The following is a 15,428-nucleotide window of genomic DNA, read 5'->3' on the forward strand; positions in this document are numbered from 1 at the left end:
CACATCCGGGCAACGGACGGGAAATCGCGTCTTGCGAAGCTGCGCTGCGTAGACCGGACCGCAGGACCGCAGCACCCGCAAAGGATGGCTTCCGTGACGTTCAAGGCTGAGTACATCTGGATCGACGGCACCGAGCCGACCGCCAAGCTCCGCTCCAAGACGAAGATCATGGCCGGGAGCCCCTCGCAGGACGTGGCCCAGCTGCCGATCTGGGGCTTCGACGGTTCGAGCACCAGCCAGGCCGAGGGCCACGCCTCCGACCGGGTGCTGAAGCCCGTCTTCAGCTGCCCGGACCCGATCCGCGGCGGCGACGACATCCTCGTACTGTGCGAGGTCTTCGACATCGACATGACGCCGCACGCGTCCAACACCCGTGCCGCGCTGCGCCCGGTGGCCGAGCGCTTCGCGGGCCAGGAGCCGGTCTTCGGGATCGAGCAGGAGTACACCTTCTTCGACGGCCACCGGCCGCTCGGCTTCCCCGAGGGCGGCTTCCCGGCCGCGCAGGGCGGCTACTACTGCGGTGTCGGCGCCGACGAGATATTCGGCCGCGAGATCGTCGAGAGGCACCTCGACAACTGCCTGAAGGCGGGCCTCGGCATCTCCGGCATCAACGCCGAGGTCATGCCCGGCCAGTGGGAGTTCCAGGTCGGCCCGCTGTCCCCGCTGGAGGTCTCCGACCAGCTGTGGGTCGCCCGCTGGCTGCTGTACCGCACCGCCGAGGACTTCGGTGTCTCCGCGACCCTCGACCCGAAGCCGGTCAAGGGCGACTGGAACGGCGCGGGCGCGCACACCAACTTCTCCACCAGGGCGATGCGCGAGGGGTACGACGCGATCATCACCGCGTGCGAGTCGCTGGGCGAGGGCTCCAAGCCGATGGACCACGTCAAGAACTACGGCGCGGGCATCGACGACCGGCTGACCGGTCTGCACGAGACCGCCCCGTGGAACGAGTACAGCTACGGCGTCTCCGACCGCGGCGCCTCGGTCCGCATCCCGTGGCAGGTCGAGCAGGACCGCAAGGGCTACATCGAGGACCGCCGCCCGAACGCCAACGTCGACCCGTACGTCGTCACGCGGCTGATCGTCGACACCTGCTGCGCCGCGCTGGAGAAGGCCGACCAGGTCTGATCCCGCTCCGCCGTCCGCACGAGGGGGCGCCCACCCGGCCGGGTGGGCGCCCCCTCGTCGTGGCACCACCCGGCGACCGCGCCCGCTTCCCCGGCCCCGGGGCGTTGTCAGTGGGCCGTGTCAGGGTGGACACATGCTCGACATCAAGGTGGAGACCGAGAACTCCGAGACGTACACCCGCATTTCGGAGCGGGCGCTGAACGATCTGGTGCACCGGATCGGCATGAAGGGTGACCGGTTCCTGGTCGTGCAGCGCATACCCGACCTCCCCGGGACCTACGTGCAGGTCTGGTTCGATCACGGTGACGGTTACCAGCTGGAGCGCCGCTCCGGTGGCCCCGCCACGCACTACCGGACGTCGATCGGTTCGCCGGAGCGGGTCGCCGGGCTGATGACCCGCTGGGCGCGGCAGGAGCCGGAGTGGGACGCGGGTGTGGAGTGGGAGAGCGCCGGGATGCCGGAGCCGGAGCCCGTGCCCGAGATCCCGGCGGAGATCCGGGCGCGGCTGGAGGAGCGGATACGGGTGCTGCTCCGCTGCGGGTACGGGACGGTCCAGGAGCTCTCCCGGACGGCCGAGGACCACCTGGTGAAGGACGGTGTGCGTCCGGTGACGCCCGCACAGGCGCAGCAGCTGGCCGAGCGGTTGTGGCTGGAGCGGGTCGAGGAGCAGCGGCAGTGGTCGGACGTGACGGACGCGGACCGGCTGACGCGGGCGTTCGCCCGGCTGGAGCAGGGCGGAATCACGGCGAGGGAGCACTTCACCTGCTGCCGGTCGTGCGGTCTCGCCGAGATCCGGGGCGCCGGGCAGGAGGACGCGCGGGGCTTCGTCTTCTTCCACACGCAGGGCACCGAGAGTGCCGCGGCGGGGCACGGCCTGACGCTGTACTACGGCGGGTTCGGCGAGACGGCCGACGAGACCGCCTTCGTGGGCCGGGAGGTCGTCGAGGCGCTCGGCGACGCGGGGCTGACGGTGGAGTGGGACGGGTCGCCGGACCGGGCGATCGAGCTCACCGGTCTGGACTGGCGCAAGCGGCTGGTGGGTTGAGCCGGTCGCGGGACGAGGCGGAAACCGGCCCGCCGGTCGTGGCGCCGGACGGGCGGCCCTGGTGAGGAAGGTAACGCAAAGGGTCCGTATCGACGGGTGGAAGAGGTCTGCTGCGGCGTCGGGTTCTCTGGTTCAATGGGGACATGGCCAGCATCCACCAGCACACCTCGACAGGTCGCAGCGACCTCGAGCCGTTCTGGCCTTCCCGTCAGCACCATGACTTCGACCGGGTGTGTTGTCGCGCGTCGAACGCGCAGGCCCTCTAAAGCCGCTCACCCCGGCCTTCGGTCCGCGCGCAAGCAAGTCCGTCCACCGACGACTCCTTCGCGCGAAAGAGCTGACCCTCATGGCGAACACTCGTACCTTCTCCGCCGCGGCCGCTGCCACCGCAGCGCCTTCGGCGTCCGCTGCGGCCACCACCTCCGCCCGTTCCCTCTCCGCCAACCGCCACCGGCTGCGCGCCGTCGACCCCGACGAGGTCGTCCAGCTGGCCGATGTGGCGGAGTTCCTGCCACCGGGCGCCACCTGGCTGCCCGCGCCCCAGCACACCGTTCCGGCCGTGCCGGGCCGGCCGCCGATGATCGGCTATCTGGTGCTCGTACCGGCCGATCAGCAGCCTGCCGTCACGGCGGCGGCCGCCGCGGCCGCCCAGTACGTGGTGCCGACACCGGTGGAGGAGCCGGCCACCGGGCCGGTGCGCATCGACCCCGTGCAGCGCACCGCCGCGGTGGACGGGAACACCCTCGACCTCACGTACCTGGAGTTCGAACTGCTCGCCCATCTGGTCGCGCACCCGCACCGGGTGCACACCCGCGACCAGTTGGTGACCACGGTCTGGGGCTACGGGCACGTGGGCGACGGGCGCACAGTGGACGTCCACATCGCCCGGCTGCGCCGCAAGCTGGGCGTGGAGCACCGGCGTTCGATCCAGACGGTGCGGCGCGTCGGGTACAAGTACACGCCCTGACGCCTCGGAAGACACGTGGAGCGGCCCTGGTCCGGTACGTACCGGACCAGGGCCGCTCCATGTGCCGGGCGGGGCGGGCCGGCACGGTCAGCCGAGTCGCCCGGACCCCGCCGGCTCCCGCACCGGCTCGTCGTGCTCCAGGCTCGGCAGCCGGGTCAGGGCGCGCGGGGTGCGCCAGTTCCGCTCGCCGAGCAGGGCCATCACCGAGGGCAGCAGGACCATCCGTACGACCGTGGCGTCCAGCAGCACCGCGACGGCGAGGCCGACACCCATCTGCTGCATGTCCTGCATCGACAGCGTCCCGAAGACCGCGAAGACCGCGACCATGATCACGGCGGCGCCGGTCACCGCGCCCGCCGTCCTCCGGACGCCCTCGTCGATCGCGGCCCGGGTGGTCAGCCCCCGGTCGCGGGCCTCGCGGATCCGGGAGACCACGAACACGTGGTAGTCCATGGAGAGTCCGAACAGGACGACCAGGACGAAGAGCGGCATCCAGGACTCGATCGCGCCGACTCCCTCCGAGCCGATCAGCGAAGCCCCCCAGCCGTGCTGGAAGACGGCGACCATCACCCCGTAGGCGGCGGCAACGGAGAGCAGGTTGAGCACGATCGACGTCATGGCGATGACGTACGAGCGGAAGCAGAACAGCATCAGCAGGAAGGTCACCGCCGTGATGAAGGCGAAGACGGGGACGATGCCGCGCTTGAGCTGTTCGGTGAAGTCGACGGAGCCCGCGGTCTCGCCGGTCACGTACACCTGGGCACCGGTGGCGTCGAAAGCGGCGGGCAGCCGCTCCTCGCGGAGTTCGAGGAGCGAGGCCCGCCCGTGCGGGAGCGGTACCTCGATCTCCGCGACGTTCTGCGCCTTGTGGACGGTCACCTTCTCGAAGCCGTCGAGCGCCTCGCGCAGCGCGGGGGCCTGGATGTCGTCGGCCTTCACCACCACGCGTGCCGGGTCGGGGCCGCCCGGGAAGTTCTCGCTGATCTGCCGGTAGGCGACCGAGAGCTGCGAGTGGGAGCCGAACTGCTTCTCCAGGCCGAGCTGTTCGGTCTTCATGCCGATGGCGGGCGCGGCCAGCGCGAGCAGGACGACGACCGAGGCGACCGCGAAGGTCCGCGGCCTCGACAGCACCGGCCGCAGCACCCTGCCGGCGATCCCGCCGCCGGTGCGGGCGCGCCGGCCCCCTCGCCGGCCGAGGAAGGGCAGCCGTCCCGCTTCGACCCGGTCGCCCAGCCAGGACAGCAGCGCGGGCAGCACCGTCACCGAGCCCAGCACGGCGACGAGGACCACGATGATGGTGGCGAGCGCGAAGCCCTTGAACAGCATCAGGCCGGACAGGAACATGCCGGCCATCGCAACCGCCACCGTGAGCCCGGAGACCAGCACCGCCCGGCCGCTGGTCGCCGCCGCGATCCGCAGCGCCGTCTCCGCGTCGTGTCCCGCCGCCCGCTCGTCGCGCTCGCGCCGCAGATAGAACAGGCAGTAGTCGACGCCGACGGCGAAGCCCATCAGGAACATCACCGAGTACGTGGTCTGGAACAGGTGCAGTTGGTGGCTGGCGAGCGACAGCAGCCCGAAGGCGGCCAGGCACGCGGTCAGTGCCAGCCCGACCGGGAGGAGCGCCGCGACGACGGCGCCGAAGGCGACCAGCAGAATGCCCAGGGCCAGGGGTACGGCGGTGAATTCGGCCTTCTTGAAGTCCTCGGAGAGCAGGTCGCCGAGCCACTTCCCGGCGCTGGCCTCGCCGAACTGGTGGATGGTGACGTCGGGGTGGTCCGCCCGGACCCCGTCCACCGCGTCGAGCACGGGCTGCACCCGGTCCGGCGCCGTCGCCGCGTCCCCCTTCAGGTCGAAGGTGATCAGCGCCTCCTTGCCGTCCTCGGAGGGGACCGGCGCAGCCAGGTCCGCCACCTCGCCGGTCCTTCCGAGGACCGCGGAGAGCTCGCGGGCGGCGCCCTGCCAGTCCCCCGCCCTCGCGGCGGACACCATGACCAGCTCGCCGGCGGGCCGCCCGAGTCCGGCGTCGTCGAGGATCTGCTCGGCCCGTGCGGAGTCGCCCGCACCGTTCTCCGAAGCGGACATCTCGACCAGCCCTGATGCCCCGCCGATGCCCGTGGCGAGCACGACGAAGAGCAGCCAGCCGAGAATGGCGGTCTTGCGGTGGTGCGCGCTCCACATACCGATGCGTGCCGCGAGGTTGCGCCTCATGGCGTGTTCGCCCCCAGAAGTCAGTTGTTGCCGGTGGAAACGCGGCGCCGGACGCGCCGCCGATGAACGCTGACGAATCTAGGAACGGGGAGCCGCCCGCCCCAGCCGCCGAAGCCCCCTTCCCCGGAGCCGTAGGGCGAGGCCGGCGGGGTGGTGCTGGGTACACCCCGCCCGGGTGGTGGAACAGCTGACGTCCAGGGCCTCCACCGGGTGAGACTGTCTGCGGAGCGGGTCCGGCAGGAGGGCCCGGCGAGGGGAGACGGACCGGGATGGACGCGAAGCAGGGGCGAATAAGGGCCGCGATACTGGCCGCCGGACGCGGAGTCGTGGTCTCGGTCGCGAGCCTGGCCGGTTCGATCACGCTCTTCGTCTGGGCCGTGCTCTCGATCGCCTTCATCCCACTGGGCATCGGCCTGTTCACCACCCCCTATGTGCTGGAGCTGGTCCGCAAGCACGCCAACCGGCGCCGGCTGCTCGCGGTCACCTGGTCCGACGTCCGTATCCCGGTCCCGTACCGGCCCTTCCCGAAGGATCTGCGGACCGGGTTCACCGGACAGGTGGAGCGGACCACGCTGATGCTGAAGGACCCGGCGACCTGGCGCGACATCCGGTGGCTGCTGGTCGACATGACGGCCGGCTATGTCGTGGCGACCCTGGCCTCCGCGCTCCTCATCTATCCGCTGGAGGGTCTTGTGCTGGCGGCCGGCCTGTGGCGGGTCTTCACCGACGACCGCTACTGGTACGGCTTCGTCCCGGTCGACAGTCAGGCGACGGGCCTTGCCGCCGCCGCGCTCGGTGCGGTGCTGTTCGCGACCGGTGTGCTGGTCAGCGAGCGGCTGCTGCGGCTGCACTTCGTGATCGCCCGCTCGCTGCTGGCCCCCACCCAGGACGAGGAGCTGGTCCGGCGCATCGACCGGCTGACCGAGACCCGGCACCAGGCCGCGGACACCGCCGCCTCCGAACTGCGGCGCATCGAGCGGGATCTGCATGACGGCGCGCAGGCCCGGCTGGTCGCGATGGGCATGAGTCTGGGCACGGTGGAGGCGCTGATCGAGAAGGACCCGGCGCAGGCGAAGAAGCTCCTGGCCATGGCCCGGGAGTCGTCGGCCGAGGCGCTCACCGAGCTGCGCGACCTGGTCCGGGGCATCCACCCGCCGGTCCTCGCCGAGCGCGGACTCGGGGACGCGGTCCGGGCCTTGGCGCTGCGGCTGCCCTTCGAGTCGGAGGTCGACGCGGAGCTGGGCGGCCGGATGGACGCCGCGGTCGAGTCGGCGGCGTACTTCGCGGTGAGCGAGACGCTGACGAACGCCGCCAAGCACTCGGGGGCGGACCGCGTCTGCGTGGACATCCACCACGAGAACTCCGCGCTGCGGATCTCCGTCACCGACAACGGCAGGGGCGGTGCGAGGGTCGGCGGCGGCTCCGGGCTGAGCGGAATCGAACGCCGACTCGGTACATTCGACGGCATCATGGCCGTCAGCAGCCCCGCGGGCGGTCCCACCATGGTGACCATGGAGATCCCTTGCGAGTTGTCCTAGCCGAAGATCTCTTCCTGCTGCGCGACGGCCTGGTCCGCCTGTTGGAGGCGTACGACTTCGAGATCGCGGCAGCCGTCGAGAGCGGGCCCGAACTGACCCGCGCCTTCGCCGAGTCGGAGCCGGACGTCGCGATCGTCGACGTCCGGCTCCCGCCGTCCCACACGGACGAGGGCCTGCAGTGCGCGCTGGCGGCCCGGCGGGCGAAGCCGGGGCTGCCGGTGCTGGTGCTCTCGCAGCACGTGGAGCAGCTGTACGCGCGCGAGCTGCTGGCGGACGGCAACGGGGGCATCGGTTATCTGCTCAAGGACCGGGTCTTCGACGCCGGCCAGTTCGTCGACGCGGTGCGCAGGGTCGCGGCGGGCGGCACCGCGATGGACCCGCAGGTGATCTCGCAGTTGCTGTCGCGGCGCTCGCAGGACAAACCGATGGGCATGCTCACCCCGCGCGAGCTGGAGGTGATGGAGCTGATGGCGCAGGGCCGTTCGAACGCGGCGATCGCCTCGCAGATGGTGATCACGGAGCGGGCGGTGGCCAAGCACACCTCGAACATCTTCGGCAAGCTCTCCCTGCCGCCGTCCGACGACGACAACCGCCGCGTCCTCGCGGTGCTCGCCTATCTGGACCGGGGCTGAGCCGGGCACGGCCGTGCGGCCCCTGCGGCGGAAACGCACGGCCGCCGGGTCACGGCGCGGTGCTCAGGTGCAGTGTCGTCGCCCCCAGGTGCGGCGTCGCCCGGGACTCCAGCACCTTCACCCGCACCGAGGTGGCGGTGACGGGCGTGGCCAGGGACAGGATGCGGCGGTGGCCGATGGTCGTGCCCTCGGCGATCCGCTGCCAGCTCCCGCCGACGCGGGCCTCGACGGCGAACCTCTCCACCCGCTGCCCGTGCCGGACGTCCTCGCGTACGGCGATCCGGTCGAAGGTGTACGGGGCCGGGTGCTGCTTGCGTACGTCGGTGCCGTAGATCCGGCGTACGTCGGAGCCGAAGGCGGTCAGTGCGGCGACGTCGGCGTCGTCGATCCGGCCGTCCTTGCCCGGCGGGACGTTGAGCAGCAGCGAGGCGTTGCGGCCGACGCTCTTCTCGTACAGGTTCATCAGCTGGGCGGGCGTCTTGGGCTTCTGGTCCGGGTGGTGGAACCAGCCGGGCCTGATCGAGACGTCCGCCTCGGCCGGGTACCACTGGAGGTAGTTGACCTCCGGGTCGAGGAGCCGGGCCCGGGAGCCGATGTCGGGTTCGGTCGAGTCGTTGGGCAGGCTGCCGAGCCCGGTCCACGGGTCGGTGATGTGCGGGGTGACGCTCCACTCGGTCTCGCGGGCGACGCCGTTCTCGTTGCCGACCCAGCGCACACCCTGCGGGCCCTGGAAGACGACGGTGTTCGGCGAGAGCGCCTTCACTATGTCGAACCACTGCTTGACGTCGTACTTCTGGGTGATGCCGGAGCCCGACCAGGGGTTGGCGCCGTCGAGCCAGAGTTCCTCGATCGGGCCGTACTGGGTGAAGAGTTCGTAGAGCTGATTGAGGTAGTAGGTGTCGTAGTCGTCGGCCTTCACCCGGAAGGTGGGCAGCTTGCCGCTCCGCACGGCGGCGGCCCGGTCGTCGCCGGGGACGAGGGTGGGGATCGTGCGCTCCGTGACCGGGCTGCCGTTGCCGAAGCGGCCCTCGCCGGCCGGGGCGCGGTCGCCGTCCTCCAGCGCCATGCGCTCGGGGAGGCTGAGCGGCTTGCCCTCGGCCTGCTTCTCGCGGATCGTGTCGACCCACTGCGCGTGCCAGGCGTGCGGGAGTTCGGCGCCGTCGGAGGGCGAGAGGTAGAGCCCGACCTTCAGGCCCGCCTTGCGGGCGGCCTTCACATAGGCGGCCACGACGTCGGGGCTGCCGGGGCTGAGCGCGACGGAGTGGTCGGTGTACCGGCTCGGGTAGAGCACGAAGCCGTCGTGGTGCTTGGCGGTGAGCATGACCTGTTCGACACCGGCGGCCTTGTAGGCGCGCATCCACTGGTCGGCGTCGATGGCCCCGGGTGCGAAGAGCTTCTCGTCCTCGGTGCCCGAGCCCCACTCGCGGTCGGTGAAGGTGTTCATCCCGAAGTGCGTGAACGCGGTCACCTCCCGCTGCTGCCAGGCGAGCTGGCCAGGGGTGGGGACGATGTTCGCGGCCTTCTCGATGATCCGTTCCGGGCTGTCGCAGGGCTCGACCGTCATCTGCGAGGCGGGCTTCACCGGTGCGCTGCACGGGGTACCCGGTGGCGCCGTCCGCTGGTGCGCGGGCTGCTGCGCGATCGCCTGTACGGGGACGAGCGCGGCGGCCGCCGCCAGTGCGAGCGCACTGAGCACACGGGTGCGTCGTGCCATGGTTCCCTCCCGTTCCCGACCAGTAATGGTCGGATCTCTTGGGTTCCGACGTGGGCATGCTGCCGCACACAGAGGCCGGCGGGAAGGGCGCGCACGAGATACGTCCTATCTCTCGTCCGCAAAGTCCAAGCCGCCCCCACAGCCACCCCGGCCGCCTCAGTCGTTGAACCAGCCCGGCACATCGAGCCGGAGCGCGCTCGCGGGCACCATCGCGCGCAGATCCGCCTCCATGGCCCGCACCCGGTCGGCACCGAGCACCTCGACCCACCGGGCCCGCAGCCGGTCGAAGCCCTCGGCCGATCTGACCAGCACGTCGACGCCCCGCGCGGTCAGCCGGACCAGCTTGCGCCGGCCGTCACGGGGGTCGTCGACGCGCTCCACGTACCCGAGCCCTTCGAGCTTCTCCACGGTCTTGCCGGCCGCCTGCTTGGAGACCCCGAGCCGCCGGCCGATCTCGCTGGCGGTCGCCCCGTCACGGCCGACCGCCTGGAGCGCGAAGCCGTACGCGGGGCGGACGTCCGCATGGCCGTGCCCGGCGAGTTCATGGTGCAACTCGTCGACGATCGACCGGAATCCGGCGAACAGCAGCAGGGGCAGCTCGAAGCCCGCCGCGTCCCTCCCGCCCCCTTCCGCCCGCCGCTCAGCCATTGCAGAACTCGACAACCTGGTTTACCTTTTCGTCAATCACGTTGTCGATTTTAGCGTGAGCAACCACCACGAGAGGTCAGCCATGCCCGCATCCGTGTTCCCCGACCACACCGTCGATTCCGCCCCTGCCGCCGCCCGCCGCACCATGGAGGCGGTGACGGCAAAGCAGGGCTACCTGCCCTCCGGCGTCGCCCGGATCGCCACCTCGCCGGAATTGCTCGACGGCTTCCTGAGGGCGAGCGCCGTCTTCGAGTCCACCACCCTCGACCCGCTCTCCCGCGAGGTCCTGATCATGACGATGGCGACCCGCAACGACTGCCACATCTGCGTGGCGATGCACACGGCGAGGCTCGACGCGCTCGGTGCGGACCCCGAGCTGATCGCGGCCCTGCGCGAGCAGCGGCCACTGGCCGACGAACGGCTCGACGCGGTAAGGGAGTTCACCCTGGCCGTGCTCGCCGCGGCCGGCGCCGTGGACGACGCCGCCCTCCAGGCGTTCCTGGGGCACGGCCACACCGCGCGCAACGCGCTGGAAGTGGTCCTGGGCATCGGCACGTACACGATGTCGACACTGGCCAACCGGATGACCGGGGCACCGGTCGACCACCAGCTCGCCGCCTTCGCCTGACGGCGGGGCGCCCGGCCGCCCCGCCGTGAGGGCCGAACGGCTGGATCGACACAAACCGCCGAACGCCCCATTGCCCGCCCCCGCACCCGTCATTAACGTGCGCACCGCACGCACTTGTTGTCGCATGCACCACCATGAACAACACCGAGGAGTGCGGATCATGACGGAACCCTCCCTGCCCTTCAGCTCCTCCCGGCTGACGAGACGTACGCTGCTGGGCACCGCCGGAGCCGTCGGCGCCGCCGCCGCGCTGGGGGCCGCCGCCCCGGGGCGCGCCACCGCCGCTCCGGCCCCGGACCTCGCGCCCGCGCACGACGCGCTCGGCCGTCTGCTGCCGGACCACGCCGGGCAGTTCCGGCTCCGTTCCCTCCCCCGGGGCGACGGCGCGCAGGACCGTTTCCGGGTCACCGGTACCACCGGGCGGATCGAGATCGCCGCCACCACACCGGCAGCCGCCCTGACGGGGGCGCACTGGTACCTCAAGTACACCTGCGACGCGGTGATCTCCTGGTCCGGCAGCCGCACCGCGCTGCCCCGCCGGCTGCCCGCTCCCCGCACCCCCGTCGAGCGCTCCGCGACCGTCGCCCACCGGTTCGCCCTCAACGACACCCATGACGGCTACACCGCCCCGTACGCCGACTGGCCGCGCTGGGAGCGGATGCTCGACGTCCTGGCCCTGCACGGCTGCAACGAGGTGCTGGTCACCGCCGGGCAGGAGGCCGTCTACCACCGGCTGCTCCAGGACTTCGGCTACCACGACGCCGAGGCCCGCGCCTGGCTGCCCGCCCCCTCCCACCAGCCGTGGTGGCTGCTCCAGAACATGAGCGGGTACGGCGGCCCGCTCGGTCCCGAGCTGATCGGGCGGCGCGCCGGGCTGGGCCGGCGCATCGCCGACCGGATGCGGGAGCTGGGCATGGCACCGGTGTTCCCCGGCTACTTCGGCACGGTCCCGGACGGCTTCACGGACCGCAATCCGGGGGCCCGGGTCGTTCCCCAGGGCACCTGGAACGGGCTGCGCCGACCGGACTGGCTCGACCCGCGCACCCCCGTCTTCGCCGAGGTGGCCGCCGCCTTCTACCGGCACCAGGAGGAACTGTTCGGTCCGGCGGAGCACTTCAAGATGGATCTGCTGCACGAGGGCGGCAGCGCCGGTGACGTCCCGGTGCCGGACGCCGCCCGTGCCGTCGAGTCGGCCCTGCACACCGCGCACCCCGGCGCGACATGGGTGATCCTCGGCTGGCAGGCCAATCCCCGCAAGGCGCTGCTGGAGGCGATCGACACCGACCGGATCCTGATCGTCGACGGCCTCTCCGACCTGGACACGGTCACCGACCGGGAGAAGGACTGGGGCGGAGCACCGTACGCCTTCGGCACCATCCCGAACTTCGGCGGCCGCACGACGATCGGCGCCAACACCGACCGCTGGACGGAGAAGTTCACGGCCTGGCGCGACAAAGCGGGCAGCGCCCTGGTCGGCACGGCGTACATGCCGGAGGCGACCGAGCGCGACCCGGCGGCGTTCGAGCTGTTCAGCGAGCTGGCCTGGCGGACCGAGAAGGTGGACCGGGAGGCGTGGTTCCGGGCGTACCCGAAGCTCCGCTACGGCGGCCGCGACCGCGCGGCGGAGGCGGCCTTCGCCGCGCTGGCCGCCACGGCGTACCGGCTGACGAGCACCGACGGCCGCCCCGTCGACTCGCTCTTCTCCCGTCGCCCCGGCATCACCTCCTCCGTCAACACCGCCTTCGACCCGGCCGGTTTCGACCGGGCGTTCGCGGCGCTCCTCGACGTACGCCCGTCGCTGCGCGACTCGGACACCTACCGCCACGACCTCACCGATCTCGCCCGGCAGGCCCTCGCCGACCGCTCCCGGACCCTGCTGCCTCAGCTGCGGGCCGCCCAGGCCGACAAGGACGTGGCCCGGTTCCGCGTGCTCGCCGCGCTCTGGCTGAAGCTGATGCGGCTGACGGACGCGATGTCGGGCTGTCACCGGGCCTTTCTGCTGGGGCCGTGGCTGGAGGACGCCAAGCGGCTGGCGACGAGCCCGGCGGAGGCGGTGCGGCTGGAGTGGACTGCACGCACCCTGATCACCACCTGGGCGGACCGGACCGCCGCCGACGACCTCAGCAACTACGCCAACCGCGACTGGCAGGGGCTGATGGCCGAGGTCCATCTCCCGCAGTGGCAGGCGTATCTGGACGAGCTGGCCGACGCGCTCGCGGAGGGCAGGGCGGCGAAGCCGTTCGACTGGTACCCGGGCGAGGAGGAGTGGACCCGCCGCACCGACAGCTATCCGCTGCGGCCGACGGGCGACGCCCACCGCACGGCGCGACGGGTCTACGAGACTCTGTCCACCGCCCCGTACCAGGGCACCATCACGGTCACGGCCGATCCGGTGGCGTTCACGCCGGGCAGCACCGGCACGGTGACGGCCGCCTTCCGCAATCTGAACGGGCTGCGGCCCACCGGCCGGGTCGACTTCGCGCTCACCGGCCTGGACGCCACGGCCACCGGCGGCACCTCCCTCGAAGAGGTCGCGGCCGGGGGTTCCGGTGCGGTGGGCTGGCGGGTCACGGCCCCGTCGGCGCCGCTGACCGCACCGCTGGTGCCGATGCCGTACGAGCTGAGCACCGCGTACGGGCCGCGCGGCGAGGAGCGGGTGACCGATCTGCGGCGCGGCGCGGTGTACCTGGCGGCGCCGCTGGAGCCGGGCTGGCGCACGTACACGGCGAACGCGGCGGTCTTCGGCCAGTTGGACGGGCGGTTCGCGATCAACGGGGCGGGCCAGGACCTGTGGAAGGGCACCAGCCAGTTCGGCACCGCGTACCGGGAGGGGGTGTGGGCCGACGGGGCGGAGGTGACCGTGCGGGTCGACGCACAGGAGAACACCGGGGGCTGGGCGCGCGCCGGGATCATGGTGAGCAACGCCCTCGCGGTGCCGGGCTCCGCCGGGTTCCTGAATCTGGCGGTGACACCGTCCAACGGTGTGGTGCTCTCGTACGACACGAACGGCGACGGCACCCTGGACACCTACCGGCGGATCACCGGGGTCAAGGCCCCGGTGCTGCTCCGGCTGACCCGGGCCGGGGACGGGTGCACGGGCTCCTGTTCCACCGACGGCGGGGCGAGCTGGCGGACGGTGGGCACGGTCGCCGTACCGGGGACGGCGGCGGTCCAGGACGTGGGGATCTTCATGAGCGCGACGAACGGCGGAAGCGGGCAGCGCGGCACGGCCGGGTTCAGCGGGTGGCAACTGCGCTGACGCGACGACCCCTTGCACCGCACCGGGGCGGGCCGGGGTGAGCATCGCGCGATTCGCGCGTTCCGGTGAACGCGCGTGCTGTCCGGGTGCACCCGGACAGCACGGCGCGTCGAGTGCACGTACGCCTTTCCGGGCCCTGTTACCGTACGCAGCCGGCCGAGCACACCGCCCGGTCGGGCTCTTGCCCTCAGCTGCGCGTATCGGGCCACCGCGGGGTGGCCGCAACCAGCTCGGCCGCCGTTCGACACCCCTCGGTGAGGTCGCATGACTCCAGGATTTCCTGGATCTTCCTGCTGTTCTTCGCACCGGCCGGTTTCGCCGGCCGGTAGCGGTTCAGGTCCCGGGAAACACAGCCGCCCGTAGGGAAACCTCGGCCATGACCGGGACGCAGGTGGCCGCCTGCGGAGAGCGTCCGCTGTCCGCCGTCGGGGCCCGGTCACGCCGGCGTCACGCCGCGGTGATGCCCAGCACCCGACGATGGCTGGTGCAGGCAAGCGCAAACCCGCTTCCACACGCAAGGAATCCACCATGATGAGAAGCATTCGGCAAGGAATTCCCCGCCTGATCGGCGTGTCGAGCTTGGTCGCCGCGCTCGCAGGCGGGATTGGCGCGACAAGTGCCGCAGCAGCGCCGCAAGCCCCGCCAAAGGCTCCGACCGCAAACATCTGCACTCGGGCCACACCCCAGTTCTGCTCCGGCAACGTCCTCCAGCAGGGCGCGCAGACCGGACGCGGCAACGGCAACGTCCTGCAACAAGGCGCCCAGACCGGACGCGGCGGCAACGTCCTCCAGCAGGGTGCCCAGACCGGACGCGGCAACGGCAACGTCCTGCAACAGGGCGCGCAGACCGGACGCGGCAACGGCAACGTCCTCCAGCAGGGCGCGCAGACCGGACGCGGCGGCAACGTCCTGCAACAGGGCGCACAGACCGGACGCGGCAACGGCAACGTCCTCCAGCAGGGTGCACAGACCGGACGCGGCGGCAATGTCCTCCAGCAGGGTGCACAGACCGGCGGCAACGGCAACGTCCTGCAACAGGGTGCACAGACCGGCCCCGGCAACGGCAACGTCCTCCAGCAAGGCGCCCAGACCGGACGCGGCGGCAACGTCCTCCAGCAGGGCGCACAGACCGGCGGCAACGGCAACGTCCTGCAGCAAGGCGCGCAGACCGGCCCCGGCAACGGCAACGTCCTCCAACAGGGCGCACAGACCGGCCCCGGCAACGGCAACGTCCTCCAGCAAGGCGCCCAGACCGGCGGCAACGGCAACGTCCTCCAGCAAGGCGCCCAGACCGGAGGCAACGGCAACGTCCTCCAGCAAGGCGCCCAGACCGGCGGCAACGGCAACGTCCTGCAACAGGGTGCACAGACCGGCCCCGGCAACGGCAACGTCCTGCAACAGGGCGCCCAGACCGGAGGCAACGGCAACGTCCTCCAACAGGGCGCACAGACCGGCCCCGGCAACGGCAACGTCCTCCAGCAAGGCGCCCAGACCGGAGGCAACGGCAACGTCCTCCAGCAGGGCGCACAGACCGGCGGCAACGGCAACGTCCTCCAACAGGGCGCACAGACCGGCCCCGGCAACGGCAACGTCCTCCAGCAGGGCGCACAGACCGGCGGCAACGGCAACGTCCTGCAGCAAGGCGCGCAGACGTGACCTCT

The 15,428-nt window shown here is 71.7% G+C and carries 11 protein-coding genes; 8 read left to right on the forward strand and 3 right to left on the reverse strand.

The window, feature by feature from the left end; translation table 11 throughout:
• Positions 1 to 93: 93 nt before the first annotated feature.
• From glnII to AB0D53_RS12545, 3 genes are all read left to right on the forward strand, one after another.
• Entirely contained in the window at positions 94 to 1,128 is a 1,035-nt protein-coding gene (gene glnII, locus AB0D53_RS12535) for a glutamine synthetase (RefSeq protein WP_362444086.1), read from the forward strand.
• A gap of 133 nt (positions 1,129 to 1,261) precedes the next feature.
• Entirely contained in the window at positions 1,262 to 2,173 is a 912-nt protein-coding gene (locus AB0D53_RS12540; RefSeq protein WP_362444089.1) for a hypothetical protein, read from the forward strand.
• 346 nt (positions 2,174 to 2,519) lie between these two features.
• Entirely contained in the window at positions 2,520 to 3,140 is a 621-nt protein-coding gene (locus tag AB0D53_RS12545) for a winged helix-turn-helix domain-containing protein (RefSeq protein ID WP_362444092.1), read from the forward strand.
• 87 nt (positions 3,141 to 3,227) lie between these two features.
• Here AB0D53_RS12545 and AB0D53_RS12550 read toward each other — a convergent pair whose 3' ends face one another.
• Positions 3,228 to 5,318, reverse strand: a complete 2,091-nt coding sequence (locus tag AB0D53_RS12550) for an MMPL family transporter (RefSeq protein ID WP_362444810.1) — start codon at positions 5,316 to 5,318, stop codon at positions 3,228 to 3,230.
• A gap of 299 nt (positions 5,319 to 5,617) precedes the next feature.
• Between AB0D53_RS12550 and AB0D53_RS12555 the strand changes: the two genes are divergently transcribed.
• Together AB0D53_RS12555 and AB0D53_RS12560 are read left to right on the forward strand one after the other, a co-directional pair.
• Complete coding sequence (locus AB0D53_RS12555) at positions 5,618 to 6,886, forward strand: sensor domain-containing protein (protein ID WP_362444095.1); 1,269 nt, start codon at positions 5,618 to 5,620, stop codon at positions 6,884 to 6,886.
• Positions 6,871 to 7,518 (forward strand): response regulator transcription factor, encoded by a 648-nt coding sequence (locus AB0D53_RS12560; protein WP_329813825.1) that lies wholly within the window; start codon positions 6,871 to 6,873, stop codon positions 7,516 to 7,518. The genes AB0D53_RS12555 and AB0D53_RS12560 overlap by 16 nt, the downstream gene beginning before the upstream one ends.
• Positions 7,519 to 7,567: 49 nt before the next feature.
• Here the strand turns inward: AB0D53_RS12560 and AB0D53_RS12565 are convergent, their stop codons facing one another.
• Positions 7,568 to 9,232, reverse strand: coding sequence for an alpha-L-fucosidase (locus AB0D53_RS12565; RefSeq protein ID WP_362444099.1), 1,665 nt, complete (start codon positions 9,230 to 9,232; stop codon positions 7,568 to 7,570).
• Positions 9,233 to 9,388: 156 nt separating this feature from the next.
• A complete protein-coding gene (locus AB0D53_RS12570) occupies positions 9,389 to 9,880 on the reverse strand; it encodes a MarR family transcriptional regulator (protein ID WP_362444102.1) in 492 nt (163 codons plus the stop codon).
• Between the two features lie 82 nt (positions 9,881 to 9,962).
• On the opposite strand from AB0D53_RS12570, the gene AB0D53_RS12575 reads away from it, so the two are divergent.
• From AB0D53_RS12575 to AB0D53_RS12585, 3 genes are all read left to right on the forward strand, one after another.
• Positions 9,963 to 10,508, forward strand: a complete 546-nt coding sequence (locus AB0D53_RS12575) for a carboxymuconolactone decarboxylase family protein (protein ID WP_362444105.1) — start codon at positions 9,963 to 9,965, stop codon at positions 10,506 to 10,508.
• A 160-nt stretch (positions 10,509 to 10,668) separates the two neighbouring features.
• Positions 10,669 to 13,767, forward strand: a complete 3,099-nt coding sequence (locus tag AB0D53_RS12580; RefSeq protein ID WP_362444109.1) for an alpha-N-acetylglucosaminidase TIM-barrel domain-containing protein — start codon at positions 10,669 to 10,671, stop codon at positions 13,765 to 13,767.
• A 528-nt stretch (positions 13,768 to 14,295) separates the two neighbouring features.
• Positions 14,296 to 15,423, forward strand: coding sequence for a hypothetical protein (locus AB0D53_RS12585; protein WP_362444113.1), 1,128 nt, complete (start codon positions 14,296 to 14,298; stop codon positions 15,421 to 15,423).
• Positions 15,424 to 15,428: the final 5 nt, after the last annotated feature.

Origin of the sequence: Streptomyces sp. NPDC048295 (genome assembly GCF_040652135.1) — a bacterium.
GTDB lineage: Bacteria > Actinomycetota > Actinomycetes > Streptomycetales > Streptomycetaceae > Streptomyces.

What these genes read in the sequence shown, in the direction of transcription:
- AB0D53_RS12545 (WP_362444092.1), top strand. Translation starts at nt 2,520, where the DNA reads ATGGCGAACACTCGTACCTTCTCCGCCGCGGCCGCTGCCACCGCAGCG.
- AB0D53_RS12540 (WP_362444089.1), top strand. Translation starts at nt 1,262, where the DNA reads ATGCTCGACATCAAGGTGGAGACCGAGAACTCCGAGACGTACACCCGC.
- AB0D53_RS12575 (WP_362444105.1), top strand. Translation starts at nt 9,963, where the DNA reads ATGCCCGCATCCGTGTTCCCCGACCACACCGTCGATTCCGCCCCTGCC.
- AB0D53_RS12570 (WP_362444102.1), bottom strand. Translation starts at nt 9,880, where the DNA reads ATGGCTGAGCGGCGGGCGGAAGGGGGCGGGAGGGACGCGGCGGGCTTC.
- AB0D53_RS12550 (WP_362444810.1), bottom strand. Translation starts at nt 5,318, where the DNA reads ATGTGGAGCGCGCACCACCGCAAGACCGCCATTCTCGGCTGGCTGCTC.
- AB0D53_RS12565 (WP_362444099.1), bottom strand. Translation starts at nt 9,232, where the DNA reads ATGGCACGACGCACCCGTGTGCTCAGTGCGCTCGCACTGGCGGCGGCC.
- AB0D53_RS12585 (WP_362444113.1), top strand. Translation starts at nt 14,296, where the DNA reads ATGATGAGAAGCATTCGGCAAGGAATTCCCCGCCTGATCGGCGTGTCG.
- AB0D53_RS12580 (WP_362444109.1), top strand. Translation starts at nt 10,669, where the DNA reads ATGACGGAACCCTCCCTGCCCTTCAGCTCCTCCCGGCTGACGAGACGT.
- AB0D53_RS12555 (WP_362444095.1), top strand. Translation starts at nt 5,618, where the DNA reads ATGGACGCGAAGCAGGGGCGAATAAGGGCCGCGATACTGGCCGCCGGA.